The organism is Actinocorallia populi (assembly GCF_002995495.1).
Taxonomy (GTDB): Bacteria; Actinomycetota; Actinomycetes; order Streptosporangiales; family Streptosporangiaceae; genus Actinocorallia; species Actinocorallia populi.
The window spans coordinates 199,567-226,082 of sequence record NZ_PVZV01000007.1; the positions used below are offsets into that span (position 1 = coordinate 199,567).

A 26,516-nucleotide genomic window follows, 5' to 3' on the forward strand; every position below is an offset into this window, starting at 1 on the left:
TGCCGATGGCGATCCTCACCGTCTCCGCCGAACTCACCGCGCCGCCGGAGAGGTTGTGGCGCCTCCTGCAGCGGTTCGACCGCTACCACGAGTGGCTGGCGGTCCACGACTCCTTCCCCGAGCCGCCCGAGACGCCGCCCCGGGCCGGCGACGCCTTCGTCCAGTGCGTCACCGTCCTGGGCATGACCGGCGAGCTCCACTGGACGTTCGAGGAGGTGCTGCCGGCGCGCCTGGCCGTCCTGGAGACCCGGCTCACCGCCCGCGCGCGGCTGCGCGCCTCCTTCCGGCTCGAACCGGAAGGAGGCGGCACCCTGATGACCTGCCGCTACGAGGTGTCCGGCGGGCGCGCCGGAGGCGTGCTCGTGCGGGTCGCCGGCGCCGAGGCGCGCAGCCAGACCAGAGCCGCCCTGGCCGCCCTGGACCTGCTCGCGGCCGACGGCCGGCCCCGAGGCCTGGAGGCCGCCGGATGAACGCCCTCAGGCCACCTCGCGGGCCCGCAGGCCCACCTCGTCGTACCGGCGCAGGATCAGCCGCGCCAGGCCCTGGTGCACGCCCAGCGGGGCCGCGGTGAAGTCCGCTCCGGCCGCCTCGAGGCGCCGCTGGAAGAACCCCGGCGCCAGCAGGTAGGACGCCACCGCCACGCTCCGCGCCCCGCCGCGCCTGGCCTGGTCCACCACGTCCGGCAGCGCCGGGCCCGGACCGCCCGCGAACCCGTAGGGCACCGGACGGCCCAGCGCCCTGCCCAGCAGCCGGGCGGCGGCCCGCACGTCGGCCAGGCCCCGCGGGTCGGTGGAACCGGCGGCGCCCAGCACCACCGCGTCGGCCGCCGTCGCGTCGCCGAGCCGGTCCAGCAGCACGCCCGTCAGCTCCCGGTGGGGGCCGAGGGGGCGCGAGACCACGGCGTCCGCGCCCGCCTCGGCCAGCTGTTCGGGGATGTCCACATGGACGTGGTAGCCGCGGCCCAGCAGCAGCGGCACCACCACCAGCGGCCTGTATCCCAGCGCCCGCGCCGCCTCGCTCACCGACGGGGCGGCGATCTCGGCGTAGGCCTCCCCCACCGTCAGCTCCGGACGCGCCGCCCGGACCAGTGCCAGCAGCTCCCCGACGACTCCGGCACCCGCGGGATCACGGGTCCCGTGCGCCACTGCGAGCAGAATCGACAACGCCCTACCTCCCCGATGTCCTCCGACCGCCCCGACCGCCGCCCGCCCTAGCGGACCGGGTCGCAGGCCAGCCGGTATCCGCGCTTGACGACCGTCTCGACGATCCCCGTCCGCCCCAGCCCCCGGCGCAGCCGCGCCACGGCCATCTCCACCGCGTGCTCGTCGGCCTGCGGGCGCCCGTTGTCGCGGACCGCCCAGGCCGAGCCCGCGGCCACCACCCGGGAGGGCAGCACCCCGCACAGCTCTGCGCGCGAGACCACGTGGCCGGGGCGGTGCGCCAGCGCCCGCAGGATCGCCATGGGGGCCGGCGCGATCGGCTTGAGCTGGCCGTCCAGCACGACCGCGTGGCCGCGCAGCTCCAGGGAGTGGCCGCGCACGTGCAGCCTGCGGGAGCGGCGGATCGGGAGGTTCTCCACCAGCGCGCGCACCAGCGCGCCGATGCGGGCGCGCTCCGGCTGGACCGTCGGCACCCCGCGCTCGGTGAGCACGTTGGCCGTGACCGGCCCCACGCACGCCGCCACCACGTGGGTGCGCAGCGCCTCGATCAGCGCGCCCTCCAGCCCGTCCTCGGCGGCCACCGCCAGGGTGGCGTTCACCGCCGGGGAGCTGGTGAAGGCGATCGCGTCGACCGTCCCCGCGACGGCCTGGCCGACCAGGCGGCGCAGCGGGGTGGGGTCGTCGGTCCTGGACCAGCGGTACACCGGTACCTCGATCACCTCCGCGCCGCGCTCGCGCAGCGCGTCGGTGAACTCCGGAAGCGGCTCGCCGTACAGCTGCACGGCGATGCGGGTGCCCTCCAGGCCGCATTCCAGGAGGTGCTTGAGCACCTCCTCGCAGCTCTCGGACTCCGGCGACCACTCCTCCTGCAGGCCCGCCGACCGGACCGCGCCGCGGGCCTTGGGGCCGCGCGCCATGATCCTGACACCGCCCAGCCGCCCGACGAGCGCGTCCCGCAGGCCCCACCCGTCGGCGGTCTCCAGCCAGGCGCGGAAGCCGATCCCGGTGGTGACGACGACGTAGTCCAGCGGGCGGTTCAGGCACTCCTCGGTGGCGTGCAGCAGTTCGGCGTCGTCCTGGAGCGGCACCAGCCGGATCGCCGGGGCGTGCACGACGCGGGCGCCCCGCCTTTCGAGCAGGGCTGCCAGCTCCTCGTGCCGGCGGGCCGCTGTCACCCCGACGGCGAACCCCGAAAGGGGCTCACTGTTGTTCAGCACACCCGCCTGAATCGTCACGTCATCACTTCCACACGGTCGCCGTTGAGCCTGATGGAATAGGTGGGGACGGACGTGGCCGGATCGTCCAGGCACAGGCCCGTCGTGAGGTCGAAGACCTGCTTGTACATCGGGGACGCCACCGTCGGCACCCCGTTGCGGCTGCCGAGGATGCCCCGCGAGAGCACGTACGCGTTGCTGAAGGGGTCGAGGTTGGACAACGCGTACAGCTCGCCGTCGTAGGTGCGGAAGACGGCGACCTGCCGGCCTTCCACCAGCGCGCAGGCACCCCTTTCGGGCAGGAGCTCGGTGTAGGAGCAGACGTCCACCCAGGTAGCGACGGCGGTAACGGTCACTTGCTGATCACCTCCAGGCTGGTGCCGGCCACCAGGACCGGCTTGATCTGGTCACGCTCGACCTCGAACGAGATGCTCGGGTCGGGGGTCTCGGGCGCGTTGACGAAGGAGACGAACCGGCGCAGCACCTCGGGGTCGTTGAGGGCGTCGTCCCACTCGTCGGAGTAGCTCGCCACGTGCCGGGCCATCGCGGCGTCCAGCTCGGCGCAGATGCCCAGCCGGTCGTCGACGATGACCTCGCGCAGGTAGTCCAGGCCGCCCTCGAGCGACTCCATCCACACGGACGTGCGCTGCAGCCGGTCGGCGGTGCGGATGTAGAACATCAGGAACCGGTCGATGCAGGTGAGCAGCTGCTCGTCGGTCAGGTCGGTGGCGAACAGGTCGGCGTGGCGCGGCCGCATGCCGCCGTTGCCCGCCAGGTAGAGGTTCCAGCCCTTCTCGGTGGCGATGATGCCGAAGTCCTTGGACTGGGCCTCGGCGCACTCGCGGGCGCAGCCGGAGACGGCGGACTTGAGCTTGTGCGGGGCGCGCAGGCCGCGGTAGCGCAGCTCCAGCCTGATCGCCATGCCGACGGAGTCCTGGACGCCGTAGCGGCACCAGGTGGAGCCGACGCAGGACTTCACCGTCCGCAGCGACTTGCCGTAGGCGTGGCCGGACTCGAATCCCGCGTCGACCAGGCGCTTCCAGATCTGCGGGAGCTGCTCGACCCGCGCCCCGAACAGGTCGATGCGCTGCCCACCGGTGATCTTGGTGTAGAGGCCGTAGTCGCGGGCCACCTCGCCGATCACGATGAGCCGCTCCGGGGTGATCTCCCCGCCGGGGATGCGCGGCACCACCGAGTAGGTGCCGTTCTTCTGCATGTTGGCCAGGAAGTGGTCGTTGGTGTCCTGCAGCGCGGCCTGCTCGCCCTTGAGGACGTGGCCGTTGCCCAGGCTGGCCAGGATGGAGGCGACCGTGGGCTTGCAGATGTCGCAGCCGCGCCCGGTGCCGTGCTCGGCGATGAGCCGGCTGAAGGTGGTGATCTGACGGACCCGGATGATGTCGAACAGCTCGGCCCTGGAGTACTCGAAGTGCTCGCAGATGGCCTTGCTGACCTCGATGCCGGCGGCGGCCAGCTCGGCGTCCAGCAGCTTCTTGACCAGCGGGACGCAGCTGCCGCAGCTGGTGCCCGCGCGGGTGCAGCTCTTGACCGCGGGGACGTCGCGCAGCTCGTGCTCGGCGATGTCGCAGCGGATCTTCTCGGCCGTCACGTTGTTGCACGAGCAGATCACCGTGGTGCCGGGCAGGTCGCCGCCCGCGGCCTCGGTGCCGCCGAAGAGCATCTGCTCGGGCGCGCCGGGCAGGCTGCCGCCGACGTAGGCGCGCAGCGTGGAGTAGGACTCGGCGTCGCCGACCAGGACACCCCCGAGCAGTGTCCGGGCGTCGTCGCTGACCAGGAGCCTCTTGTAGACCCCGGCGACCGGGTCGGTGTAGGTGACGCCCAGGGCGCCGGCGGTGTCGGCGAAGGGATCGCCGAAGCTGGCGACGTCCACGCCCATCAGCTTGAGCTTGGTCGACAGGTCGGCGCCCTCGAAGGAGGCGGAGCTGTCGCCGTCGAGCAGGTGGTCGACGACCACCTCGGCCATGCTGAAGCAGGGGCCGACCAGGCCGTAGACCATGCCGCCGATCAGCGCGCACTCGCCGATGGCGTAGACGTCGGGGTCCTCGGTGCGGCAGGCGGCGTCGACGACGATCCCGCCGCGCTCGCCGACCTTCAGGCCGCTCTCCCGGGCCAGCTCGTCGCGCGGGCGGATGCCGGCGGAGAACACCACGACCTGCGCGTCGATCTCCGAGCCGTCCTGCAGCACGACCCTGGCGACCGCGCCGTCCCCGCCCGCCTCCAGGCGGGTCATCGGGGTGCCGGCGTGCACGGCCATGTCCAGGGCCTCGATGTGGCGGCGCAGCATGGCGCCGCCGCCCTCGTCGAGCTGGCGCGGCATCAGCCAGGGCGCCACCTCCACGACGCTGCTGGCCAGGCCCAGGCCCTGGACGGCGCGGGCGGCCTCCAGGCCGAGCAGGCCGCCGCCGATCACCGCGCCGCTGGAGCGGCCCGCGGCGTAGTCGCGGATGGCGTCCAGGTCGTCGATGGTGCGGTAGACGAAGACGCCGGGCAGGTCCCTGCCCTCGACCGGAGGGACGAACGGGGCCGAGCCGGTGGCCAGCACCAGGGCGTCGTAGCCGAGGACCCGCCCGCCCGAGGTGGTGACCGTGCGCCCCTCGCGGTCGATCGCGGTGACCCGCTCGCCGGTGATCACCGTGACCTCGTCGCCGTGCGGGGGGTAGGCCAGCTCCGCGCCCTCCAGGTGCGTGGTCAGCGCGACCCTGTCGTAGGCGGTGCGCGGCTCCTCGCCCACGACCGTGACCTTCCATGCCCCTGCGGTGTCACGCTCGCGCAGGGCCTCGACCAGCCGGTGCGCGGCCGGGCCGTGGCCCACCACCACCAGGTTCTCCGGGGTTGCCTCTCCTCCAACTGCCATGAACAGATATTCGGAAGAACGCGTTTCGCGTCGGCGTCCCCATTGTCACCCCTGTGTTAAAACACGCTCACGTCGAGACGCGGCCGTTGTCATGGCGTGACCAATAAGCAGACAAACTTCGCTTTTTCCCCAAAACGTAAAACCCGCCGTGACTTCGAGTCACGGCGGATCTGCGGTCGGGGTCTCAGGCGTCCACGGACTCCTGCTCGCCCAACCAGGAGACGATGCCCTCCAGCGCGCTTCGGCAGGAGCCGCAGCCCGTGCCGGCCCTGGTCCGCTCCGCCACGTCCGCGGCGGTGCGGGCGCCTTCCTGCCAGCAGGCACGGATCCGGCCCTTGGTCACATTGTTGCAGTGGCAGACGGTCGCCGCATCCGGCATCCGCAACGGCGTGCCGGCCGGCTCGGCACCGCCGATCCCGCCGAACAGCAGGCTCAGCCGCTCCGACGGCAGCGCCGCGGCCCGGTCGTACAGCTGGGTGAGCGTCCCGGCGGTCGAGGTGTCCCCGAGCAGGATCGCGCCGACCAGCCGGCCGTCCCGGATCACCACCTTCTTGTAGGTGCCGCGCGAGGAGTCCGCGAACTGCAGCACCTCCACGCCCTCGGCCTCGTCGTCGTGGTGGGTCTCGCCCATCGAGGCCAGTTCGATGCTCGCCGCCTTCAACCGGGTGATCTGCCTGGCGCCGGTGAACCGGGCCGCCGGCTCGGTCCCGGCCAGCAGGTCCGCCAGCACCTCCGCCTGCTGCCAGGCCGGGGCGACCAGCCCGTACACCTCGTCCCGGTGCTCGCAGCACTCGCCGATCGCCCGGACGTCCGGGTCGGTGACCGAACGCAGCTCGTCGTCCACCAGGATCCCGCGGCCCACGGCCAGGCCCGCCTCACGGGCCAGGGACACCTCGGGCCGCACCCCGCAGGAGAGCACCACCAGATCGGCCTCGACGAACTCGCGCCCGCCGTCCGGCAGGGCGAGCTCCACCCCGCAGACCACCGGGGCGCCGTCCGCGCCCGGGACCGTGCCCAACGCGCAGACCGCCGCGTTCAGCCTCGAGCCGATCCCCAGCCTGGCGAGCGTCCGCGCCAGCACCCTGCCGCCCTCGGGATCGAGCTGCCGCTCCATCAGATGCCCCGCCAGGTGCAGGACGGTGACCTCCAGGCCCCGGCCGACCAGGCCGCGGGCCGCCTCGATCCCCAGCAGCCCGCCGCCCACGACGACCGCCCTGCGGACGGTCCGCGCCATCTCGATGATCTCCTGGCAGTCCTCCAGGGTGCGAAACGCCAGCGCGCCCGCCGGCAGCCCGTCGACGGCGCTCGCCTCCCCGCCGTCCGGGTGGCGGACCGGGATCGGCGGGATGAACGCGGTGCTGCCCGTGGCCAGCACCAGGGTCTCGTACGGGGTCACCGACCCGTCGGCGGCCGACACCAGCCGCGCCCGGCGGTCGATCGACACCACCGGCACCCCGGCCCGGACGTCCACCTCCTGCCGCTCGTACCAGGCGGGGTCGACCAGCCCGATGTGGTCGGGCCTGGCCGATCCCGCCAGCACGTTCGACAGCAGGATCCGGTTGTAGGGCCGCTGCGGCTCCGCGCCGAAGACGGTGATCGGGACCTTGCGGTCCCTGGCTCGCAACTCGGTGACCAGACGTGATCCGGCCATCCCGTTGCCGACGACGACGATGCTCATCGGAAATCCCTCGGTCGGGGTGCGGCCCCTGCGCGCGGGCAGGGGAGAAGGTCAACGGAAGCCTTGCGGGAGCGGGTCCTGGGCGTGCGGTCCGGCGGGCTCGACCCGCACCGCGCAGACCTTGAACTCCGGCATGCGGGAGACCGGGTCCAGCGCGGGGTTGGTGAGCGTGTTCGCCCTGCCCTCCCCGCCCCAGTGGAACGGCATGAAGACGGTGTCCTCGCGGATGGTGTCGGTCAGCCGCGCGCGGGCGACCGACACCCCCCGCCTGCTGGAGACCCGCACCAGCGAGCCGGGCTCGACGCCCAGCCGCTCGGCGAGGTCGGGGTGCAGCTCGACGAACGGCTCGGGCGAGGCCTCCACCAGCTGCTTCACCCGCCGGGTCTGCGCGCCGCTCTGGTAGTGGGCCAGCACCCGGCCGGTGGTCAGGTAGACCGGGTAGCCGTCGTCGACGTCCTCCTCGGGCCCGCGGTGCTCCACCGCGGTGAACACGGCGCGCCCGTCGGGGGTGGCGAAGCGCTCGAGGAACGGGCGCGGCGTGCCGGGGTGGCCGGGGGACGGGCACGGCCAGAACACCCCGCCCTCTCGCTCGATGCGCTCGTAGGTGATGCCCGAGTAGTCGGCGATCCCGCCGGCGCTGGCCCGGCCGAGCTCGGCGAAGACCTCCTCGGGATCGGTGCTCCAGGTGCCGGGCGCGCCCAGCCGGACCGCCAGCCCCCGGATGATCTCCAGGTCGGTCCGCACCCCCTCCGGCGGCGGCAGCGCCCGGTTGCGGCGCAGCACCCTGCCCTCCAGGTTGGTCATCGTGCCCGACTCCTCGGCCCACTGGGCGGAGGGCAGGACGATGTCGGCGCGCAGGGCCGTCTCGGAGAGCACGAAGTCCGCGACCACCAGCAGGTCCAGGGCGTTCAGCCGCTCCTCCACGACCGAGGCGCGCGGTGCCGAGACCACCGGGTTGGAGCCGAACAGCAGCAGCGCGCGGGGCCCGCCGGAGGTGCCCAGAGCCGTCAGCAGCTCGTAGGCCGACCGGCCGGGACCGGGGATGGCCTCCGGCTCCACCCCCCACACGGCCGCCACATGGACCCGCGCCGCCGGGTCGTCGATCCTGCGGTAGCCGGGCAGCTGGTCGGCCTTCTGGCCGTGCTCACGGCCGCCCTGGCCGTTGCCCTGCCCGGTGATGCACCCGTACCCGGAGCCCTCGGTGCCCGGCAGGCCCAGCGCCAGCGCCAGGTTGATGAAGGCGGTGACGGTGTCGACGCCCTGCGCCTGCTGCTCGGCGCCGCGGGCGGTGAGGATCAGGGAGCGGCGGCCCGCCGCCAGCATCCGCACGGCCTCGCGCATGTGCGCCACCGGCACCCCGGTGACGCGCTCCACCCGCTCGGGCCAGTAGGAGTTGACGGTGGTCCGCAGCGTGTCGAACCCGCTGGTCCTGTCCCGGATGTAGGCCTCGTCCAGCAGTCCCTCGCTCATCGCCAGGTGCAGCATGCCGTTGGCCAGCGCCAGGTCGGTGCCGGGGGTGAGCTGCAGGTGCAGGTCGGCCCGCGCGGCCGTGGGCGTGCGGCGCGGGTCGGCGACGATCAGCGCGCCGCCGCCGTCCTTCAGCCTGCTCAGGTGCCGCATGAACGGCGGCATCGTCTCGGCGACGTTCCCGCCCGCCATGAACACCACGTCGGCGTCGCCCACGTCGGTGATCGGGCCGGGCAGCCCGCGGTCCATGCCGAACGCCCGGTTGAGCGCGGCGGCCGCCGAGGACATGCAGAAGCGCCCGTTGTAGTCGATCTGCGAGGTCCCCAGGGCGATCCGGGCGAACTTCCCGAGCTGGTAGGCCTTCTCGTTGGTCAGCCCTCCGCCGCCGAACACCGCGACCGCGTCCCTGCCGTGGGCGTCCTGCAGCGCCGTGACCCGGGCCGCGATCGCGTCGAGCGCGGCCTCCCAGGACACCGGCTCCAGCGGGGCCCCCTCGTGCGCCCGCATGAGCGGGCCGGTCACCCGGTCGGGGACATCCAGCATCTCCGCCGCCGACCAGCCCTTCTGGCAGAGGCCGCCCGCGTTGGCGGGCACGTCCTCGCGCGGGGCGATCACCGCGGTCCCCGCTCCGGCGGCGATCGACATACCGCACTGCAGGGCGCAGTACGGGCAATGGGTGGGTGTGGCGCCCACTTCGCTTGCGGCCATGCAACGATCGTGTTCGGGAGCCGTTTCCGGCCCGCGTCCCTCGCATGACCGCGGTGTTAATTGGGACTCACCCGGACCACGACCACTTGTCAGCAAATGGTTGGACCGTAGGTTTCCGCCATAGTTCCTGGCCTAATGTCGAGACATGTCCGACGCCGCGTTCTTCGCCTCCCTTCCCCGTACCCGCGGGGCGGCCTCCGCCCTGCTCCTCGACGAACACGACCGCGTCCTGCTGGTCAAACCCACCTACAAGGCCGGCTGGTTCCTGCCGGGCGGGGTGATCGAACAGGGCGAGTCCCCCCTCGCCGCCTGCCTGCGCGAATGCATGGAGGAACTGGGCCTCGTCCCCGACCTCGACGGGATCGCCTGCTTCGACTGGGCCCCGCCCGAAGGCGAGATCGACGCCACCAACGTCTGGGTCTTCGCCGGCCGGATCAGCGCCGGGCAGGTCGCCCGGATCGCCCTGCCGCCCGACGAGCTCTCCGACCACCGGCTGGTGACGCGGGCCGAGATCCCCGACTTCGCGCCGCCGCACATCGCCCGCCGCCTGGAATCCGTCCTGGCCGCGGACGGCCGGACGCTCTACCTGGAGGACGGGACGCACCCGCGCGCCGCGCTGCCCCGGCCGGGAGCGCGCTAGGCAGGACGTGCCAGGGGCCGGCGGCCGTCAGACGGGGGCGCGGTCGCGGATCTGCTCGGCGCCGACCGGATCGCCGGCCCTGGCGCAGTGCGCCGAGCAGTACCAGTGCCGGCCGACCTCCACCCCGTGGCCGATCACCCGGCACGAGCAGTGCTCGCAGACCGGCGCCAGCCGGCTGATCGCGCACTCGAAGCTGTCGAACACGTGCACCACCCCCTGGGTGTGCACCTCGAACGCCAGGTCGTAATCGTTGCCGCAGACCTCGCACCTACCCATGCCGGACTCCCCCCGAAATCGCATCCTTTCGGAGGCGGACCTACCCCCGGGGGCGCCCGCTCATGCGCCTCACCTGCGGCGGCGCGCCCGGACGGGGTTCTCCCTGGTCCACTCCTGTGAGCGCCCGGACGAGCGCAGCACCCGGATCCACGGGTCGTCCTCCCGGCACAGGGGCAGGTGCGGCACCCCCCACGCCCAGGCGGCCACGAGCACCTCGGGGTCGTCGGGACGGTAGTCCTCGCCGACCGCCCTGGCCAGGTCCCAGGCGTGCAGGTGCCACTCGACGCTCGCCGAGCCCGTGTGGTCGCCGACGGTGTACTTGGTGCCCCGGTAGATCAGGTGGGTGCGGTTCCAGGAGTCGGGGATCAGGTCGAGGTAGGCGTCGGCCGACACCGTGAACGACATGATCCGCTCCCGGCCCGACTCGGGCGGCAGGACCGCCAGCTCGGCGGCGTTCTGGCGGGCCTGCTGGCGGATGAGCACCGCCGTGGCGGTGTCCTGGGCGAAAAGCTTGGCCAGCCGGCTGTCGGGGGCGTCCTGCAGGTACTCCAGGTTGTTCTCCGCGACGCAGCGCAGATGCCCCGCCAGGTCGACCGCCAGCCACTCCGGGCAGGGGGTGAGGGCGTCCCAGTCCGTGCAGCGGGCGGCGAACCACCTGATGGCGGCGACGCCCGCCCGGTAGGACTCCAGTACCCGGTCGCCGTCCGGCGGCCTGCGATCCAAGTCGTCTCCCCCATCCCCCGCCGAGCCGCTGGCTCAGGTACCTCGCCACGCTGGTGACCCACCGCGACCATCCGCGTGCGCGCAGGTCAGATTCTCAGAGTTCCGGCCGCCGTGCCACTCGGCGCACAGCACGCCGGAACACCCGTCTCCCCGCCCGCGGAGGGCCGCGCGACTAGACCCGCGTGAGGGCCCGGAAGCTCAGCTTGTGCGCCTCGCGGGCGGTCCGCAACCGGTCCAGTTCCTCACTGTAGGGGCGCACGGAGGCCTTCGCCCGCGCCTTGCGCCGAGAGATCTCGGCGGCCCTGGTGGAGCCGTAGGTGCGCGGACCCATCGCGACCCGCTCGGCGGCCTCCGCCGCGGTGATCGCCTCGCGCAGGGCGGCCTCCAGCGCGCCGTGCAGGCCCCGCAGCCCGGCGCCGTCCCCGCCCTCGGCCTGCGCCTCGCGCAGGGCGGCATCGGCGCGCTCGACGGCGGCGATCCGGTCGGGATAGCCCCCGGCGATCTCGCGGTCGGCGGCGTACCGCGCCGCGTCCTCCGGGCTGGTGCGTCGGCCGAAGACCATGATCAATCCTTCCGTTCACGTCTGGCCCAGCAGCCTACGCTTCCCCGGCCCGGACGGCATCCCCGCCGGAAGGTTTCGTGGCGCCTTCTCGGGGGGCGCGCCGGAAGGCGCGACGGACGTGGCCTTTACGTAGTAAGGTGCGGGGTGTCCGCCGAGAGCACCATGAAGGGCCGCCATGAACACCCTGCGTGAACCGCTCACCCGCGACCGCATCATCCAGGCCGCGCTGCACATCGTCGACGGGCAGGGCCTGGGGCGCCTGACCATGCGCCGGCTGGGCGACGCCCTGCAGGTCGAGGCGATGGCGATCTACCACCACCTGCCGCGCGGCAAGGAGGAGCTGCTCGACGGGCTGGTCGCGCACGTGGCCGCCCTGCCCGCCGACACCCGCCCCCTGGCCGGGGAGGACTGGCGCGACCGCATCCGCGTCTGGGCCCGCGACTACCGGTCCCGGCTGGTCGAGCACGCCGGGGTGCTGCCGCTGGTCGTCACCCGCCGCAACCCCGCCGCGCTCGCCGCCACCTCCCGCTCCCTGACCGAGGTCCTGCGGCTCGGGGGCTTCCTGGAGGCCGCCGCGGCGCCCGCGGCCCACACCCTGCTGTCCTTCCTCATCGGCCACGCCGCCCTGGAGGTGCGCGGGATGGAGGGCCCCCAGCCCTATCCGGTCGACTGGGACCGCCGGTTCGAGGACGGGCTCGAGGTCCTGCTGTCGGGGATGCTCACCGCGCTGCTGTAGGCCGCCTCACTCCTCCACGATGAGCAGCTCCAGGACCCGCGCGCCGGCGCCGTCCGCGGGCCGGCCCGAGATCCACGTCAGCGGGCGGCCCGGCGCCAGCCGCCCGACCGCCTCGGGCACGGTGGCGACGATCTGCTCGGCGCGCACCACGCACAGGTGGTAGCCGGGCACCAGGGTCAGCGCCCGCCTGCCCTGCGTCCCGCCGCCGTCCAGCACGACCGTCCCGGTCTCGGCGACGGCCAGCGCGCAGCCCGTCACCGTCCCGTCCACCCCCGCCAGCTCGTCGGGCTCCAGCGGGGGCGCGTCGGCCAGCGCCTCCACGCCCCGCAGCGCGGCCAGCCACCCGAAGGGCAGGTCGGCGGGGACGGCGATGCGCCCGGCCCCGCGCGCCCACAGCGCCGCGGCCACCGCCGTGCCCAGGCCGTCCGCCCCCACGTGCCGGACCGCGGTGCCTCCCCCGGCGTGCTCGGCCGCCCGCTCGGCGAACAGGGCGGCGAGCTCGCCCTGCCCGGACGCCCGCCCGTCCGTGCGCCGGACGCGCCCGGACGGAGCGGGGAACCCGCCGCCCCGGTCCGCGCCCAGCGCCTCGCGGACGCGGTGCAGGATCTCCTCGCGCGCGTTCACCGGCGCGCCTTCCACCAGTCGCGGAAGGACCGGTCGGGCAGGGCGGGCAGGTCCCGGGCATCGGTCCACCTGCCCAGCAGGAGCGGCAGGACGGGCAGCCTGCGCAGGAGGCCCCCGGGCAGCAGCCCGCCCCAGCGGGTGGCCCTGGCCAGGGCGCGCTCGTAGCGCCACCGGTCGCCCATCGTCCAGGCGGCGGCGCGCATCAGGGCCAGCTCCGGCGTGGGCACCGGGTGGCGGCGCCGGGACTCCACGACCCTGGCGCGCAGGTGCACCAGGACGTCGGGGATGTCGATGCGGACCGGGCAGACGTCCGCGCACGCCCCGCACAGAGTGGAGGCGAACGGCAGGGAGGCCTCGTGCGCCGCCTCGATCCCGCGCAGCTGCGGGGTGAGGATCGCGCCGATGGGGCCGGGCAGCTCCCCGTAGGGGTCGTCGCCGACCCGCTTGTAGACCGGGCACACCCGCAGGCACGCCTCGCATCCGACGCAGCGCAGCGCCGTGCGGCCCGTCCCGTCCGACAGCGCGGCGGTGCGGCCGTCGTCCAGCAGCACCAGGTGGAACTCCCGCGGCCCGTCGTCCGGGGTGACGCCCGTCCACATGGTGACGTACGGGCTCATCCGCTCCCCCGCCGAGCGGGGGAGGAGCTGCAGCAGCACCTCCAGGTCGCGCAGGCGCGGCACGACCTGCTCGATGCCCGCCACGGTGATCAGCGTCCGGGGCAGGGTGAGGCACATCCGCGCGTCCCCGTCCGGTTCGAAGGCCACCACCGTGCCGGTCTCGGCCACCAGGAAGCGGGCGCCCGAGACGGCGAGGGCGGCGTCCAGGAGGCGCTCGCGCGCGGGGCCCCCGGCCCGGTGAAGGGTGATCCCCGCGGCGGCGAGCGCCCCTGCCGCGTCGATCCGGCGGGTGAGCGGCGAGGGGAGCTCGACGGCCCCTCCCCCGCCGGCGGCCGACGCCAGGCGGGTGACGATCCGGCGGGCCTCGGCGGCGTCGCGCGCCCAGTGGACCGTCCCGCCCGCCCGGACGACTGCCGCCTCGAGCGTCTCCAGCAGGGTGTCGAGATGGCGGAGGGTCCGGTCGCGCAGCTCCTCGCCGGCGTGGCGCAACTCCTCCCAGTCGGGCAGCTCGGCCACCGCCTCGGCCCTGCGCCGCCGGGAGTCGGCCTCCTCGGAGCCCGGCACGGCCAGCGTCGTCCGGGCGGCGTCGGCGAACCGGACGGGCAGCGGCAGGGGCGTCACCATTCCTCCCCCTCGCCGCCGGATCCCGTGGCCGCCAGGATCTGGGCCAGGTGCACGGCCCTGACCCCCGTGCGCAGCCGCGAGAGCATCCCCCCGATGTGGGCCAGGCAGGAGTCGTCCACGGCGCACACCACCTCGGCGCCGGTGCCGCGCACGTGCCGGACCTTGTCGGCGCCCAGCGCGACCGAGGTGTCGGCGTTCTTCAGCGCGAACGCCCCGCCGAACCCGCAGCACTCCTCGGCGTCCGGGAGCTCCGCGAACTCCAGGCCCCGGACGGCGCGCAGCAGCCGCAGCGGCCTGTCGCCCAGCCGGGTGGCGCGCAGCGAGTGGCAGGTGGGCTGGTAGACGACCTTGCGGGGGTAGCAGGCGCCGACGTCGGTCACGCCCAGCACGTCCACCAGGAACTCGGTGAGCTCGTAGACGGGCGGCGGGGCGCCGCCCGTCAGCCTCGGATGGACGGCCCGGACGGTGGCCGCGCAGGACGCGGAGGGCGTCACGACCGCCTCGTGGCGGCCGAACACCCCGGCGAACCTCGCCGCCAGGCCGGCGGCCTCCCTGTGGTAGCCGGTGGTCCAGTGCATCTGCCCGCAGCAGGTCTGCGCGGGCTCGAAGACCACCTCGTGGCCGAGACGTTCCAGCAACCGCACGACCGCTCTACCCGTCCGCGGTTGCAGGGCGTCGTTGACACAGCTGACGAACAACGCGACGCGCACTCGTGCCCTTCCTCGTGGGGAACGGCCATCGTAGGTCGCACGGGGGGCTGTCTCCGGGGAGACGTTGTCACAACAGTCCCATCGGACTATGTCCATGAAAGGCCGAACCGTTGCACACTGGTACACGTCCAACGTGACACAAGACACAAACCCACGAGTGTGAGAACCGGAGGCACCCCGATGTGCCCGCACCAGCCAGCCTGTCCTTCGTCCGACGACCCCGACCGCGACGCCGCTCGTACCCTGGCCAACCACCCGGAGCAGGGCTGGAGCCTGCTGTGCAACGGAGTGGTGGTGTTCGACGACACCGGTGAGCTGCTGCCCGACGGGGAGATCATCGCGCCGCACCGCCCCACGGACGTGCACGCCACCTCCGCGGCCTGAGCCCGGAGCCGTCCGGGCCAGGCCGAACTAGTCCGTTCGGGTGATCTTCTGTCGGCCGGGCGGTCCCGTCATCCCCGCCAGCGCCGGAGCCACGGCTCCACGGCGACGCCCACCCGGGCGGGGTCCCTGGTCAGGTCGTGCCGTTCCCCCGGCAGCACCACCACCTCGGCGGCGTCCCCCGCCGCCGGCACCCCGAAGGGGTCGCGGTCGCCGTTGACGACCACGACCGGCGCGCCCGCCCCGCGCAGCTCGGCCGCCCGGCTCTTCTCCGGTTTCCCCGGCGGGTGCAGCGGGAACGCCAGGGCCAGCACACCGGTCGCGCCCACGCGCGCCGCCGTCCGGCACGCCACCCGTGCCCCGTTGCTGCGCCCGCCCTGCACCAGCGGGATCCCCGGATGACGCGCCCGCAGCGCCTCGACGACCTCCACCCAGGCCGCGTCCTGCCTGGCCGCGCCGCCCGGCGCCCGCCTGCCCGCCAACCGGAACGGCTGCGTCACCCGCGCCACCGCCGCCCCCAGCCCCAGCGCGGCCTCCCGCGCCGCCAGCAGGTCCGGCGCGTCCACACCGCCGTTCGACCCGTGGGTCAGCACCACCAGCAGCCGCGCGTCCTCGGTCTCGTCGATCACGACGGCCGCGGGTCCCGCCACGGTCTCGATCTCCATGCGCCCATGCTCCCAGCCCCGCCCGCCACCGCCCCCACGGGCCCCCGCGGGCTGGGAGCTCCTTCCCGTCCGCCGCCGCCCCTCGGGGGCCGGGCGCCGTCCCGCGGCGGCGGGCTCAGGCGAGGCGGTCGACGAGGCCCCAGGAAAGAGCGGTGGGGGCGTGGAGTTCCACCCCGGTGAGGGCCAGGTAGAGGGTGCGCCAGCGGCCGATGCGGCGGGGGAGGCTGACGGTGCCGCCCGCACCGGGGATCAGGCCCATGGCCACCTCGGGAAGGCGGAAGGTGGTGGCGGGGTCGGCGATCAGGGTGCGGGCGAAGGGCGGGAGCTCGACGCCGGCGCCGACGCAGCGGCCGTGGACGCGCACGGTGAGGCGGTCGCGCAGCCGGTGCAGGGGCAGGGCCGCGCCGGCCCTGGTGCGGACGAGGTGGGCGGTGGTCAGGTCGGGGGCCGTGCCGAACTCGGCGAGGTCGCCTCCGGCCGAGAAGACCGGGCCCGCGCCGTCCAGCAGGACACGGCGGACCGACGGGTCGGACTCGGCGACCGCCAGGCCGTCCACCAGGGCGTCGCGCAGGAGGCGGCCGTAGGCGTTGCGGCGTTCGGGGCGGTTGAGCGTCAGGTGCAGGGTGTCGCCGTCGCGAACGATCCGGACCGGCTCGTCGGCCGCGGGCGGGGGGTCGACGGTGCCGCGCCCGGCCAGCCAGGAGGTGAACTCAGGCCCGGCCAGCAGCGTGGAGTAGGCGAAGGACTCCACGTCCAGCGCCTCGGCGACGGGCAGCGCAGCCGAGGCGCGCAGCACCCCGCCCAGGACGAAGGACGCGCGCGGGTTGGCCGAAGCGGCCTCCCCCAGCCGCCGCAGGGCGGCCCGCGGGTCCTCGACGCCGACGTACGGGCGGGGGGCCGGGCGGCCGGACCTGACCAGGGTGAGGTCCAGGTAGGCCGACAGGGCGCGGGCCGCCTCCGGCAGGCCGGTCCCGTCGTGGACGCCGACCAGCAGCCGGTCGTGGCTGCGGGCCCGCTCGACGGCGCGGGAGAGGACCGGCGCGGAGGGTGCCGAGCCGAGGTCGATCCCGATGAGGGGATCGGCCGGCGCCGCGTCCGGGCCGAGGACGCGGGTGTGCGCGGCGCCGTCGGCCAGGTCGGCGACCGACAGCAGGAGAGGCCCGTTCATCTGTGCTCCGCCCTTGACGATCTTCCAGCACCGCGAGTGTATCGTCGGGCCATGCGGAGCAGCCGATGACGGCGCGGGCCGCGGCCTGGGCGCGCAGCGGCGTGGTGGCGCTGACCGGCCGTCCCGGGAAGCCGCCCCTCGTGCCGCCGGGGAGCGCCGCCCTGCGCGCCGCCGGGCTGGCGGAGCTGCTGGCGGAGTCCACCGCGCGGACCGGCCGCCCGGTGCGGGTGGACGGGCCCCGGCTGCTCTCCGAACGCGCCGCCTATACCCGGCGTTCCCGCCAGGGGGCGGTATCGCTGGGCGGAAGCTGCCGGCTGCTGCCGACCGCCGACGGCTGGGCCGCGGTCTCCTGCGCCCGGCCGGACGATCCCGATCTGCTGGCCGCGCTGGCCTTCGCCGGGCCCGGCGAGGAGCCGTGGCCGGCGCTCGGCCGCTGGCTGGCCGCGCACTCGGGGGACGAGCTGGCCGAGCGCGCCGCGCTGCTGGGGGTGGCGGCCGGTCCGGTGCGCCGCCCGCCGCGGCCCGCCGTCCCCGCCCCCGCCGAGCCCCGCCCGCTCGAGGGCGCGCTGGTCGTCGACTTCAGCGCGTTGTGGGCGGGGCCGTTGTGCGCCCACCTGCTGGGCCTGGCGGGAGCCCGCGTCGTCAAGGTCGAGACGCCAGCGCGGCCCGACGGGGCGCGCCGGGGGAACCGGGACTTCTACGACCTGCTGCACTCCGGACACCGCTCGGTGGTGCTCGATCCGGACACCCCCTCCGGCCGCCGGGCACTGGCGAGGCTGGTGGACGCCGCCGACATCGTGATCGAGGCGTCCCGTCCCCGCGCGCTGGCCCGCTGGGGCCTGGACGCGGGGGAGGCGGTGGAGGCGGGCAAGACGTGGGTGTCCATCACCTCCCACGGCCGGGGCGCCGACCGCGTCGGTTTCGGCGACGACGTCGCCGCCTGCGCCGGACTGATCGCCTGGGACGGGGAGGGCCCGGTGTTCTGCGGCGACGCGCTGGCCGACCCGCTGACCGGCCTGACCGCCGCGGTCCTGGCCGCCACCGCCCCTCCCGGCGGGCGCGGCGTGTTGTGGGAGGTGGCGATGGCCGACGTCGTCGCCACGACCCTTCCGGAGGACCCGCCCGGCCCCTGCCAGGCGGCACGCCCCGGCCCCGGCGGCTGGTCCGTCGACACCGCGCAGGGCCCGGTCCCCGTCGCGGTCCCCGAACGGCGGACCGGCTCCGTCCCTCCCGCGCCGGAGAGCGGGGCCGACACCGAGGACGTCCTTCAGGGGCTGGGGATCCCGCTCCCTTAGCGATACGTCAGACTTGTCCGGCCGGGCGGCCGCCGTCCGGCACGGGAAGCCGACAGCGCGCAGCCCCGTAGGAAGACGAACACGCCGCTCCGGAGGCACGACCCGTGACGACCATCCCCGACGAGCCCCTCGTCCTGCACCCGCGGCACGGCATCCACGAACCGACCTCGGGGACCCCCGTCCGGCGTCCGGGCACCGTGCGGCGCACCGTTACGACGGACATGCTGCGCCCCGAGGGCGTCCAGGGGCCGCTCGTCCTGCGGTTGCGCGGGCGGGACCTGCGCACCGGCCCCGCGGGTGAGGCCGAACTCCTGGCCGAGGCCTCCGGCGAGGCCGTCGTCGACTACCACGACGGCAAGACGCTGCTGGAGCTGCGGACCGATCCGGCGCGGCCCGCCCTGGCGGAGCTGTGCGGCAGGAGCGTCGCCTCGGGCTTCCGGCGCGGGCTGGACGTCCTGGACCCGGCGCTGATCGACGAGTGCGACCTGCTCTACCTCCTGCTCGACGACGTCCCCGTGACCACCCTGGTCTCCGGGCACGCCGTCACCGTGGAGCGCCTTCCCGGCTCGGAGATCCCCCCGGAGAGGCGGCGGCACTTCCCCGCCGACCTGTGCGCCGGGTTCGTCACCGGCGGCACGCTGATCAGCGGGGTGCTCGAGCTCGGCACGCCCCCGGTCGTCACCGGCCCGCTCGCCCCGGCGCTGGACGATCCGGACGACCCCGCGGGCTGGCACGACATGGATCCCCTGCCGCCGACCGGGATGCGCCGCTCCCGCCGCATCGACGTCTCCCCCGCCCGCGACGGCCGTTCCGAGGCGGAGATCGAGGCGCTCTTCCGGGACTCCTACGTGCTGGGCGACGGCCGGGAGACCGTGATCCACGAGTACACCCTGACGGCGCGGGCCCGCGACGGCGTCGTCACCGAGTGCCGCGCGCAGGCCCGCGTCCTGCCCTGGACTGAGTGCCCGGGGGCCGTCGCCAGCGCCGGGCGGATCGCCGGGGTGCGGCTGGACGAACTGCGCTCGCATGTGCGGACGCGGTTCGCCGGGGTCTCCACCTGCACCCACCTCAACGACATGCTCCGCTCCCTGCACGACGTTCCGGTCCTGCTCGGCCTGGCGGGCTGACCCGGGACCGGCGGCCTCTCTCTCCTGGCGATGAGCCAGACTTTGCCTGTTCAAGCGAGTCGGCCCCGGCACGGGGCACGCGGAGGGGAGCGGGAGTGGGCACGACGGGTGGGCTCCAGGAGATCCTGGAACTGGACCGGCTGGAGGACCACCTCTTTCGCGGCCGCTCCCGGGAGACCGGCTCGGCCCGGGTGTTCGGGGGCCAGGTCGCCGCGCAGGCGCTGATGGCGGCGGGCCGCACCGTCCCGGAGGACCGGCTCGCGCACTCCCTGCACGCCCACTTCCTGCGGCCGGGCGACCCGGCCGTGCCGATCGTCTACCAGGTCGATCCGATGCGGGACGGCGGGAGCTTCACCACCCGCCGGACGGTGGCCGTCCAGCGCGGGAAGCCGATCTTCCACCTGACCGCGTCGTTCCACCGGCCCGAGGAGGGCTACGAGTACCAGTCCGCCAAGGTGGAGCGGCCCGAGCCCGAGGGCCTGCCGGACGCCGGGGAGGTCTTCGGCGCGGCCGACGAACGCACCCGGCGCTGGTTCAGCGACACCCACCGCGGCCTTCCGCTGGAGGTGCGGCCGGTCGGGGAGCTGCCGCGCTTCGCCGCGATGCGCGGGGAACCCGCACCGCCCGTCCAGGGCTTCTGGTTCCGTACCCGCGAGCGGCTGGGGGACGATCCGCTGCTGCACGCCTGCGTCGTCGCCTACGCCTCGGACCTGCTGCTGCTCACCACGGCCGCCGCGCCGCACGGCGTGGTGCTGGAGTCGGCCTTCCAGTTCGCCAGCCTCGACCACACGTTGTGGCTGCACGCCCCCGTCCGCGCGGACGAGTGGCTGTTCTACGACCAGGAGGCCGTCTGGTCGGGCGGCGCCCGGGCCCTGTGCCGCGGCACCCTCTCGGACCGCTCCCACCGCCTGGTGGGCAGCGTGACGCAGGAGGGCCTGATCAGGCCGCTCCCCCGCGCCTAGCGCGGGACCCGGTGCGCGGAGCGTCCGAGGCCGTCGGATATTAATCTGCCATGTCAGAAATGCCCGCCGGGGAGGGTGCCGACCACCCCAACTGGAACCTCGCCCTGCTGCCCGCCGACCGGGGAGGTCCCGACCTCCCGGCGCTCGCCGACGCGCTGCGCAGGTTCCTCGACCTGAGGACGGGCGCGGACGCTCCCCCCGAGCTCACCAAGGAGATGCTCCGGCAGATCGAGCTCCTCAACGACGAGCTCGCCGAGCACCAGATCCCCGAGAGCCGGCAGGTCATCGGCCGCATCGACATGCCGGGGCGCGGCCAGACCCTCATCCCGCTGATCGAGGTCCACTCCTCCGGGCCCGACCACATCAGCGCCACGACCCGGTTCGGCCGCTACTACCTGGGACGCAACGGGGCCGTCTACGGGGGCGCCGTCCCCCTGGTCTTCGACTCCCTGCTGGGCCGCCTGGCCGCCTCCGGCGGACGCTCCCCCAGCCGCACCGCCTACCTGCACGTGGACTACCGCGCCATCACCCCCATCGACGCCGACCTGCGCGTGGAGGTCCGCTTCACCCGCGAGGAGGGCCGCAAGCGCTACGTCCACGGCGCCATCTACCACGGCGAGACCCTCTGCGCCGAGGCCGAGGGCCTCTTCATCGCCCTCAGGCCCGGCCAGCCCTGACCCCGCTCCCGCGCCCGTGCGGGCCGACCGGCCCCGCTCCCTCGGCCCGCGGCATCCCCGGAACGTCCCCCGTCCGGGACGCGCGGCCCGCGCGGAAGCCGGAGCCCGCTCGGCGCGCTCCCGGCCGTGCGCCGGACACCGTGCCGCCCCCGTACGGCCACCGCGCCTCCCGGCGGAAGCGGCTTCGGGCCGTCAGCGTTCCCTGCGGCGGGGCAGGCGCAGGGTGAGGAGCCTGGCGCGGGGCGCCACGCGGGCGGCCAGGCCGAACAGCGCCTCGGTGCGGGTGCGGTCGGCGTCCAGGTGGGTGAAGAGGTTGACGCCCAGGTAGAACGTGATGGCGGCGTAGGCCAGGTCGCGCGGGGGCAGGAGGGCGGCCAGGGGCGAGCCGCCGATGACGCGGTCGAGGGTCTGCTCGACGAAGTCGATCCAGGGCTCGGCGCGCTCGACGATCTCCTTGCGCAGTTCGGGGCGCGCGATGCCGGCCCCGACCAGTTCGGTGAACAGGGTGATGTGGCCGCCTTCGAGATCGGTGCGGTAGATCGCGGTGGCGGCCTCGACGAGCTCCTCCAGGGTCCTGGCCTGGGCCGCGGCCTCCCGGTGGGCGGCCATACGTTGCGCTGAGGAGCGGTCGAGGGCCGCGAGCAGCAGGGGGTCGACGCCGCCGAAGTGGTAGAAGACCAGCGCCGAGTTGCAGCCTGCGGACTTGGCGATGGTGCGGGCGCTGGTGCCCGCGTATCCCTCGGTCCGCAAGGTGTGCGCGGCCGCCTCGATGAGCCGGTCCCTGGTCTCCTCACTGCTCTGCTTGCTCACTTTCCTCCTCGCGCCAGGCGGTTCCCCAGGAGTTCATCATACGGTTTAATCACTCGATTAAAACGACTGGTTAAACCGACCGATGAAGAGGTGCCCCTGATGGAGACCGATCCGCGGCGCGAACGCCACGCCCGAAGGACGCTGCTGGGCGTCGTGGCCGCGCTGTTCGCCGCCATGCTCGTCCAGGAGGTGCTCGAGGCGGGGCGGCTGGAGCAGACCGCGCTGTTCTACGTCGGCATCCCCGCGCTCATCGCGCTCACCGTCGTGTCCGCGGCGCGCCCGCGCAGCACGCTCGGAACGATCATGGCGACGATCACCGTGGGCCTGGCGCTGGCGGGACCGCTGCTGGACGAGGGGGTCGTCTGCCTGGTCATCGCGGCGCCGCTGTTCTACCTGTGCGGAGCGGTCGTGGGTGTGATCGCCGACCGCTCCCGGCCCGGCAGGGGCATGCAGGCGCTGCTCGTCGTCCCCCTGCTGCTCGGGCTCGAGGGCGCGGCGGTCTCCCTGCCGCGCGACGGAGAGGTGACGGTCACCCGGACCGCGCCCGCGGGGACGGACCTGGCGGCGGAGATCGCCGCGGCGCCGGCCTTCGGGCCGGTGCGCTCCCGCTTCCTGCGCCTCAAGTTCCCCCACCCGGTGCGGGCGGAAGGCGGCGGCCTCGAGCCCGGTGACACCCGGCACATCGTCTTCACCCCGCGCCGGTCGCTGGGGATCGGGGCGCAGCCGACCCCGAGGTCGATGGACCTCACGGTGGTGCGCAGCGAACCCGGCCTCGCGGTCTTCGCCATCACGCGGGACACCACGCTGGCGCGCTGGCTGCGGCTCACCGAGGCGGAGTTCCGCTGGAACGAGGGCCGGTTGAGCGTCACCCTCCGGTACCAGAGGACCTTCGACCCCGCCTGGTACTTCGGTCCCGTCCAGCGCTACGGCATGCGGGAGGCCGCCGCGTACCTGGCCGAGACCTTCACGGGCGGCGCGGTGTGAACGATCCCGCGCTGATCCGCGGCGTCGGCCTGTTCGGCCCGGTCCTCATCGCCGCGGTGCTGCTCCGCCTCAGACCGCCCGCACGGCGGGAGACCGCGGCGCTCATCCTCGGCTTCTGCTGGAACGTGCTGGCGCTGTCGGCGGTCAACGTCCTGGCGCTGCGCGTCGGATGGTGGTCGTTCGCCGCCGAGGGCGGGACGGTCGCGGGGGTGCCGGTCGACCTCCTGCTGGGCTGGGCCGTGCTGTGGGGCGGCGTCGCGGTCCTGGCGCTGCGTCACGGCCTTCCGCTGCCCCTGGTGGCGGGCTTCGCCGTGTGGATCGACCTGGCGGCGATGCCGCTGGGCGAACCCGTCCTGCTGCTGGACGGCTCCTGGCTCACCGGGGAGGCGGTGGCGGTCGCCGCGGCCCTGCTACCGGGGCTTCTCCTGGCCCGGTGGACGTTCGAGGGACGCCGGCTCATGGCCCGGGTGGTGCTCCAGGCGGCGCTGGCCACGGGGCTCATGGTCGTCCTGCCGGTGGCCTTGAGCCGGGTGCCCGGACGGCCGGAGTGGGCGCTCGGCACGGTGGCCCAGCTGATGCTCGTCCCCGCCGCGATCGCCACCGCCGCCGTCGGGGAGTTCGCCCGTTCCGGCGGCGGCACCCCTCTTCCCTACGACCCGCCGGTACGCCTGGTGACGACCGGTCCGTACGCCTACGTACGCAACCCGATGCAGCTCGGCATGACGCTCGTCTACCTGCTCCTGTCCCTGCTGGACCCGGTCTTCCTCTACGCCGTGACCGCGGCCGTCTCCTACGGGCTGGGCCTGGCCGCCTGGCATGAGGGGGCGCAGCTGCAAGAGGCGCACGGCCGGGCGTGGGAGCACTACCGCTCCCGGGTCCGCCCCTGGCTGCCGCGCGTCCGCCCCTACCCCGGCATGCCACACGCCGTCCTGTGGATCGCGGACGGCTGCGACCGCTGCCACCCCGTCGCCTCCTGGGTCCTGCGGCGCTCCCCCGTCGCGCTGAACGTCCGCGACGCCGCGGACCATCCGGCGGGCCTGCGCCGCATGACCTATGAGCGCGCCGACGGGCGCCGCGCCGAGGGCGTCGCCGCGTGGGCGGAGGCCGCGGGGCACATCTCCCTCGGCTGGGCCCTGCTCGGCTGGCTCCTCCTCCTGCCCGGCCTGGGGCACTGCGCGCAGTTGTGCGCGGACGCCTTCGGCGCGGGACCGTCGCGGGAGGCGGCGCGGCGCCCGTGAACCGGTGGGTCAGCCGGCGGAGACGACGTCGGCGCGGAGCGGGGCCAGGGCGGCGGCGATCTCGCCGATCGTCTCCTCCGGGACGCCCAGGGAGGCGAGGGTGGCGGCCAGGTGGGCGACGACGGCGTCGAAGTGCTCGTCCGCGATGGCGAGGTGCGCGTGGGCGGCGGCGAGGTCGCGCCCCTCGTACAGTTCGGGTCCGCCGAGCGCGGCGGCGATGAACGCCCGCTGGTGGGACTTCAGGCGTGCCAGGTCGGTGCCGGTGAAGAAGCCCTCCAGCTTCGGATCCGTGATGACGCGCACGTAGAAGTCGTCCACCGCCGCGCCGACCGCGGCGGAGCCGCCGATCGTGTCGTAGATGCTCATGTTCTCCTGCTTCCGGAAGGGTGCCGTGTCCCGGGCATGATAGGAAACGCCCGTTATCAGTACTAGATCCCTCGCGAAAGAAAACGACCGGGCACGGCCCGCCGCGGGGTCAGGCCCCGCCGAGGAAGCGGCGCGGGTTGTCGACGAGCATGGTGGTGATCTGCTCCTCGGTCACGCCCTTCGCCCGCAGGTAGGGAAGGACGTCCCGCTCGATGTGCAGGTAGTTCCACTGCGGAAGGAAGGGCATGACCCCGGGGTCGATCCAGTCGATGTAGCAGGCCGCGTCGTGGGAGAGGACCATGCTCTCCGCGTGGCCGCGGCGGCACATCTCCACGACGGTGTCGGCGCGGGCCTCGAAGGTGGTGTCGAGGTTGAGGCCGAAGCGGTCCATGCCGAGCAGGAAACCGGCGTCGGCGAGTTCGGCGAGGTGGTCGCAGTCGGCGCTGTCGCCGCTGTGGCCCAGCACGACCCGGCGGGGGTCGACGCCCTCCTCGTCGCACAGCAGGCGCCTGACGTCCAGGCCGGTGCGGGTGCCGGGATGGGTGTGCACGGTGACGGGGGCGCCGGTCCGCCGGTGGGCCTCGGCTACGGCGCGCATCACCCGCGCCACGCCGGGGGTCATGCCCTCGCGGTCGATGGCGCACTTGAGCATGGCGGCCTTGACGCCCGTGCCGGCGATGCCCTCGGTCAGGTCGCGGACGAACAGGTCGGCCATCGGGTCGGGCAGGTCGGTGCCCAGCGCCTCGTTCAGGCCGTGCCCCCGGTAGCGGAAGAAGAAGGGGACGTCGTTGTAGGTGTACAGGCCGGTGGCGACGACGATGTTCAGCTCGGGCACCTGCTCGGCGATCCGCTGGATGCGCGGGATGTAGCGGCCCAGGCCCACCACGGTCGGGTCGATGATGGTGCGCACCCCGTGCGCGGCCAGTTCCCGAAGCCGCCCCACCGCGTCGGCGACCCGCTCGTCCTCGCTCCCCCACTCGTCGGGGTAGTTGCCCTGCATCTCGCCGGTGAGGACGAAGATGTGCTCGTGGACGTACGTGCGTCCCAGCTCCGCGGCGTCGACGGGGCCGAGGACGGTGTTCACCTGAGTCATGGGGCGCGTGCTCCTCTGGATCTCGGCGGCCCGCGCGGGAGGCGGCGCGGGAGGCCGTTCTACCACTCGCGGAGCACCGTCCGCACGGGCCCGGCGGTGCCAGGTCCGCCGCCCCCGCGCTCCCCCTGCACGGCGCCGGAACGAGACCGGCGAGCGGTGCGGCGATCACGACCCGGTCGCCGGGGGGTGAAAAAGCGGAGCGGATGGTTACCATCGGACACGTGGATGATCGGCTGCTGTCCCTTTCCGGGGAGTACGCGCAGGACTGGGCGCTGGTCGACGTGGAGACGTCGGGGTTGCGGCCCGGGCGCGACAGGGTGCTCTCGCTCGCGGTGATGACGGTCGACCGCAACTGGCGGGAGATCAGGCGCTACACCACGCTGCTGGACCCGGGCGTCGACCCGGGGCCCGTGCACATCCACGGGCTGACGGCCGAGCGGCTGCGCGGGGCCCCGACCTTCGACAAGGTGGCCTCGCGGGTCGCCGAGATGCTGCACGGGCGGATCATGGTCGCGCACAACGCCCCGTTCGACTACGACTTCCTGGCCGGGGAGTTCGCCCGAGCCGCGGTCGTCATGCCGGTGCGGCGGCGGCTGTGCACACTCGCCCTCAACCGCAGGCTCGTCCCGCCGACCCCCGACCTCCAGCTCACCACCCTCGTCGACTACTACGGCGTGACCCGCTACCAGGCGCACGACGCGCTCGGCGACACGCTGATGCTCTCCGGAGTGCTGCGCCGATCGCTGGAGACGGCGTCCCGCCTCGGCGTGGAGCTGCCGTTCACGACGTGCCCGCCGCGGGACACCTCCCGCTACCCGGTGAGCGTCCCCAAGGCACGCTGCCCCTACCGCAACCCCGGCAAGCTGACGTCGGGGCTCGTCCAGGGCATGAAGGTCGCCTTCACCGGCGACACCGAGCTCCCCCGGCTGGAACTGGCCACCCGCGCCTCCGCCGCGGGCCTGAACGTCATGAACAACGTCAGCCGCCACACCAGCGTCCTGGTCGCGGGCGAGCCCTCCCCCGGGACGGGCAAGGCGGCGAAGGCGCAGGCGGCCGGGGTCCCCGTCATCGACGAGCCCACCTTCCTCCGGCTGCTCGAAGAGGTCCGTCCCGGCGAGCCCGCCTGACTCCCGGGGCCG

General features: G+C 74.4%; 28 protein-coding genes. 11 read left to right on the forward strand and 17 right to left on the reverse strand.

Going from position 1 to position 26,516, the window contains the following annotated elements:
- The first annotated feature begins 5 nt into the window (after positions 1 to 5).
- A complete protein-coding gene (locus C2865_RS27670; protein WP_157963931.1) occupies positions 6 to 470 on the forward strand; it encodes an SRPBCC family protein in 465 nt (154 codons plus the stop codon).
- Between the two features lie 6 nt (positions 471 to 476).
- Here the strand turns inward: C2865_RS27670 and C2865_RS27675 are convergent, their stop codons facing one another.
- The 6 genes from C2865_RS27675 to C2865_RS27700 all read right to left on the reverse strand — a co-directional run bounded on the left by C2865_RS27675 (position 477) and on the right by C2865_RS27700 (position 9,099).
- Positions 477 to 1,163, reverse strand: a complete 687-nt coding sequence (locus tag C2865_RS27675; RefSeq protein ID WP_198653653.1) for a sirohydrochlorin chelatase — start codon at positions 1,161 to 1,163, stop codon at positions 477 to 479.
- Between the two features lie 47 nt (positions 1,164 to 1,210).
- Positions 1,211 to 2,377: a uroporphyrinogen-III synthase gene (locus tag C2865_RS27680; RefSeq protein ID WP_198653654.1), complete on the reverse strand. Its 1,167-nt coding sequence runs from the start codon at positions 2,375 to 2,377 to the stop codon at positions 1,211 to 1,213.
- Between the two features lie 14 nt (positions 2,378 to 2,391).
- The gene (gene nirD, locus C2865_RS27685) at positions 2,392 to 2,730 is read right to left on the reverse strand and encodes a nitrite reductase small subunit NirD (protein WP_106401525.1); all 339 of its coding nucleotides are present in this window, start codon (positions 2,728 to 2,730) and stop codon (positions 2,392 to 2,394) included.
- Positions 2,727 to 5,246, reverse strand: coding sequence for a nitrite reductase large subunit NirB (gene nirB, locus C2865_RS27690; protein WP_106401526.1), 2,520 nt, complete (start codon positions 5,244 to 5,246; stop codon positions 2,727 to 2,729). Before nirB ends, nirD begins: the two co-directional genes overlap by 4 nt.
- Before the next feature lie 184 nt (positions 5,247 to 5,430).
- Positions 5,431 to 6,924: an FAD-dependent oxidoreductase gene (locus C2865_RS27695; protein WP_106401527.1), complete on the reverse strand. Its 1,494-nt coding sequence runs from the start codon at positions 6,922 to 6,924 to the stop codon at positions 5,431 to 5,433.
- Positions 6,925 to 6,975: 51 nt separating this feature from the next.
- Positions 6,976 to 9,099: a molybdopterin oxidoreductase family protein gene (locus tag C2865_RS27700; protein ID WP_106401528.1), complete on the reverse strand. Its 2,124-nt coding sequence runs from the start codon at positions 9,097 to 9,099 to the stop codon at positions 6,976 to 6,978.
- A gap of 145 nt (positions 9,100 to 9,244) precedes the next feature.
- Between C2865_RS27700 and C2865_RS27705 the strand changes: the two genes are divergently transcribed.
- Positions 9,245 to 9,739, forward strand: coding sequence for an NUDIX domain-containing protein (locus C2865_RS27705; protein WP_106401529.1), 495 nt, complete (start codon positions 9,245 to 9,247; stop codon positions 9,737 to 9,739).
- A gap of 27 nt (positions 9,740 to 9,766) precedes the next feature.
- Here C2865_RS27705 and C2865_RS27710 read toward each other — a convergent pair whose 3' ends face one another.
- The 3 genes from C2865_RS27710 to C2865_RS27720 form a co-directional block, all read right to left on the reverse strand.
- A complete protein-coding gene (locus C2865_RS27710) occupies positions 9,767 to 10,015 on the reverse strand; it encodes a hypothetical protein (protein ID WP_106401530.1) in 249 nt (82 codons plus the stop codon).
- 69 nt (positions 10,016 to 10,084) lie between these two features.
- The gene (locus tag C2865_RS27715) at positions 10,085 to 10,738 is read right to left on the reverse strand and encodes a maleylpyruvate isomerase N-terminal domain-containing protein (protein ID WP_106401531.1); all 654 of its coding nucleotides are present in this window, start codon (positions 10,736 to 10,738) and stop codon (positions 10,085 to 10,087) included.
- 172 nt (positions 10,739 to 10,910) lie between these two features.
- On the reverse strand, positions 10,911 to 11,300 hold the full coding sequence (locus tag C2865_RS27720) for a plectin (RefSeq protein ID WP_106401532.1): 390 nt from the start codon (positions 11,298 to 11,300) through the stop codon (positions 10,911 to 10,913).
- A gap of 175 nt (positions 11,301 to 11,475) precedes the next feature.
- On the opposite strand from C2865_RS27720, the gene C2865_RS27725 reads away from it, so the two are divergent.
- On the forward strand, positions 11,476 to 12,036 hold the full coding sequence (locus C2865_RS27725) for a TetR/AcrR family transcriptional regulator (protein WP_106401533.1): 561 nt from the start codon (positions 11,476 to 11,478) through the stop codon (positions 12,034 to 12,036).
- 6 nt (positions 12,037 to 12,042) lie between these two features.
- Here C2865_RS27725 and C2865_RS27730 read toward each other — a convergent pair whose 3' ends face one another.
- Genes C2865_RS27730 through C2865_RS27740 form a run of 3 tightly spaced genes read right to left on the reverse strand, consistent with a single transcriptional unit; the run spans position 12,043 to position 14,611 of the window.
- Positions 12,043 to 12,660, reverse strand: a complete 618-nt coding sequence (locus tag C2865_RS27730) for a LutC/YkgG family protein (protein ID WP_106401534.1) — start codon at positions 12,658 to 12,660, stop codon at positions 12,043 to 12,045.
- On the reverse strand, positions 12,657 to 13,901 hold the full coding sequence (locus tag C2865_RS27735; RefSeq protein WP_106401535.1) for an LUD domain-containing protein: 1,245 nt from the start codon (positions 13,899 to 13,901) through the stop codon (positions 12,657 to 12,659). The genes C2865_RS27730 and C2865_RS27735 overlap by 4 nt, the downstream gene beginning before the upstream one ends.
- On the reverse strand, positions 13,895 to 14,611 hold the full coding sequence (locus C2865_RS27740; RefSeq protein WP_106401536.1) for a (Fe-S)-binding protein: 717 nt from the start codon (positions 14,609 to 14,611) through the stop codon (positions 13,895 to 13,897). The genes C2865_RS27735 and C2865_RS27740 overlap by 7 nt, the downstream gene beginning before the upstream one ends.
- 180 nt (positions 14,612 to 14,791) lie before the next feature.
- On the opposite strand from C2865_RS27740, the gene C2865_RS27745 reads away from it, so the two are divergent.
- The gene (locus tag C2865_RS27745) at positions 14,792 to 14,995 is read left to right on the forward strand and encodes a DUF5999 family protein (RefSeq protein ID WP_106401537.1); all 204 of its coding nucleotides are present in this window, start codon (positions 14,792 to 14,794) and stop codon (positions 14,993 to 14,995) included.
- Between the two features lie 68 nt (positions 14,996 to 15,063).
- Here C2865_RS27745 and C2865_RS27750 read toward each other — a convergent pair whose 3' ends face one another.
- A complete protein-coding gene (locus C2865_RS27750; RefSeq protein WP_106401538.1) occupies positions 15,064 to 15,657 on the reverse strand; it encodes an alpha/beta hydrolase family protein in 594 nt (197 codons plus the stop codon).
- A 115-nt stretch (positions 15,658 to 15,772) separates the two neighbouring features.
- Positions 15,773 to 16,825 (reverse strand): enoyl-CoA hydratase/isomerase family protein, encoded by a 1,053-nt coding sequence (locus C2865_RS27755; protein ID WP_106401539.1) that lies wholly within the window; start codon positions 16,823 to 16,825, stop codon positions 15,773 to 15,775.
- 65 nt (positions 16,826 to 16,890) lie between these two features.
- Here C2865_RS27755 and C2865_RS27760 point away from each other — a divergent pair, with 65 nt between their 5' ends.
- The 4 genes from C2865_RS27760 to C2865_RS27775 all read left to right on the forward strand — a co-directional run bounded on the left by C2865_RS27760 (position 16,891) and on the right by C2865_RS27775 (position 20,886).
- On the forward strand, positions 16,891 to 18,120 hold the full coding sequence (locus C2865_RS27760; RefSeq protein WP_106401540.1) for a CoA transferase: 1,230 nt from the start codon (positions 16,891 to 16,893) through the stop codon (positions 18,118 to 18,120).
- A 104-nt stretch (positions 18,121 to 18,224) separates the two neighbouring features.
- A complete protein-coding gene (locus tag C2865_RS27765) occupies positions 18,225 to 19,247 on the forward strand; it encodes a DUF2889 domain-containing protein (RefSeq protein WP_106401541.1) in 1,023 nt (340 codons plus the stop codon).
- A gap of 95 nt (positions 19,248 to 19,342) precedes the next feature.
- Positions 19,343 to 20,209: an acyl-CoA thioesterase gene (locus C2865_RS27770; RefSeq protein ID WP_106401542.1), complete on the forward strand. Its 867-nt coding sequence runs from the start codon at positions 19,343 to 19,345 to the stop codon at positions 20,207 to 20,209.
- 50 nt (positions 20,210 to 20,259) lie between these two features.
- Positions 20,260 to 20,886: a PaaI family thioesterase gene (locus tag C2865_RS27775; protein WP_198653655.1), complete on the forward strand. Its 627-nt coding sequence runs from the start codon at positions 20,260 to 20,262 to the stop codon at positions 20,884 to 20,886.
- 192 nt (positions 20,887 to 21,078) lie between these two features.
- Here the strand turns inward: C2865_RS27775 and C2865_RS27780 are convergent, their stop codons facing one another.
- The gene (locus C2865_RS27780; protein ID WP_106401543.1) at positions 21,079 to 21,696 is read right to left on the reverse strand and encodes a TetR/AcrR family transcriptional regulator; all 618 of its coding nucleotides are present in this window, start codon (positions 21,694 to 21,696) and stop codon (positions 21,079 to 21,081) included.
- 99 nt (positions 21,697 to 21,795) lie between these two features.
- On the opposite strand from C2865_RS27780, the gene C2865_RS27785 reads away from it, so the two are divergent.
- Both C2865_RS27785 and C2865_RS27790 read left to right on the forward strand, forming a co-directional pair.
- Positions 21,796 to 22,680, forward strand: coding sequence for a hypothetical protein (locus C2865_RS27785; protein ID WP_106401544.1), 885 nt, complete (start codon positions 21,796 to 21,798; stop codon positions 22,678 to 22,680).
- Positions 22,677 to 23,918 (forward strand): methyltransferase family protein, encoded by a 1,242-nt coding sequence (locus C2865_RS27790; RefSeq protein WP_106401545.1) that lies wholly within the window; start codon positions 22,677 to 22,679, stop codon positions 23,916 to 23,918. The genes C2865_RS27785 and C2865_RS27790 overlap by 4 nt, the downstream gene beginning before the upstream one ends.
- Before the next feature lie 9 nt (positions 23,919 to 23,927).
- Here the strand turns inward: C2865_RS27790 and C2865_RS27795 are convergent, their stop codons facing one another.
- On the reverse strand, positions 23,928 to 24,284 hold the full coding sequence (locus tag C2865_RS27795) for a group I truncated hemoglobin (RefSeq protein ID WP_106401546.1): 357 nt from the start codon (positions 24,282 to 24,284) through the stop codon (positions 23,928 to 23,930).
- Positions 24,285 to 24,393: 109 nt separating this feature from the next.
- A complete protein-coding gene (locus C2865_RS27800) occupies positions 24,394 to 25,377 on the reverse strand; it encodes a phosphotriesterase family protein (protein WP_106401547.1) in 984 nt (327 codons plus the stop codon).
- 221 nt (positions 25,378 to 25,598) lie between these two features.
- On the opposite strand from C2865_RS27800, the gene C2865_RS27805 reads away from it, so the two are divergent.
- Positions 25,599 to 26,504, forward strand: coding sequence for an exonuclease domain-containing protein (locus C2865_RS27805; protein ID WP_198653656.1), 906 nt, complete (start codon positions 25,599 to 25,601; stop codon positions 26,502 to 26,504).
- Positions 26,505 to 26,516 lie beyond the last annotated feature (12 nt).

Coding starts and splice junctions, on each gene's coding strand:
- C2865_RS27670 (WP_157963931.1), top strand. CDS start 6: ATGGCGATCCTCACCGTCTCCGCCGAACTCACCGCGCCGCCGGAGAGG.
- nirB (WP_106401526.1), bottom strand. CDS start 5,246: ATGGCAGTTGGAGGAGAGGCAACCCCGGAGAACCTGGTGGTGGTGGGC.
- C2865_RS27695 (WP_106401527.1), bottom strand. CDS start 6,924: ATGAGCATCGTCGTCGTCGGCAACGGGATGGCCGGATCACGTCTGGTC.
- C2865_RS27700 (WP_106401528.1), bottom strand. CDS start 9,099: ATGGCCGCAAGCGAAGTGGGCGCCACACCCACCCATTGCCCGTACTGC.
- C2865_RS27705 (WP_106401529.1), top strand. CDS start 9,245: ATGTCCGACGCCGCGTTCTTCGCCTCCCTTCCCCGTACCCGCGGGGCG.
- C2865_RS27710 (WP_106401530.1), bottom strand. CDS start 10,015: ATGGGTAGGTGCGAGGTCTGCGGCAACGATTACGACCTGGCGTTCGAG.
- C2865_RS27720 (WP_106401532.1), bottom strand. CDS start 11,300: ATGGTCTTCGGCCGACGCACCAGCCCGGAGGACGCGGCGCGGTACGCC.
- C2865_RS27725 (WP_106401533.1), top strand. CDS start 11,476: ATGAACACCCTGCGTGAACCGCTCACCCGCGACCGCATCATCCAGGCC.
- C2865_RS27735 (WP_106401535.1), bottom strand. CDS start 13,901: ATGGTGACGCCCCTGCCGCTGCCCGTCCGGTTCGCCGACGCCGCCCGG.
- C2865_RS27745 (WP_106401537.1), top strand. CDS start 14,792: ATGTGCCCGCACCAGCCAGCCTGTCCTTCGTCCGACGACCCCGACCGC.
- C2865_RS27750 (WP_106401538.1), bottom strand. CDS start 15,657: ATGGAGATCGAGACCGTGGCGGGACCCGCGGCCGTCGTGATCGACGAG.
- C2865_RS27755 (WP_106401539.1), bottom strand. CDS start 16,825: ATGAACGGGCCTCTCCTGCTGTCGGTCGCCGACCTGGCCGACGGCGCC.
- C2865_RS27760 (WP_106401540.1), top strand. CDS start 16,891: ATGACGGCGCGGGCCGCGGCCTGGGCGCGCAGCGGCGTGGTGGCGCTG.
- C2865_RS27775 (WP_198653655.1), top strand. CDS start 20,260: ATGTCAGAAATGCCCGCCGGGGAGGGTGCCGACCACCCCAACTGGAAC.
- C2865_RS27785 (WP_106401544.1), top strand. CDS start 21,796: ATGGAGACCGATCCGCGGCGCGAACGCCACGCCCGAAGGACGCTGCTG.
- C2865_RS27795 (WP_106401546.1), bottom strand. CDS start 24,284: ATGAGCATCTACGACACGATCGGCGGCTCCGCCGCGGTCGGCGCGGCG.
- C2865_RS27800 (WP_106401547.1), bottom strand. CDS start 25,377: ATGACTCAGGTGAACACCGTCCTCGGCCCCGTCGACGCCGCGGAGCTG.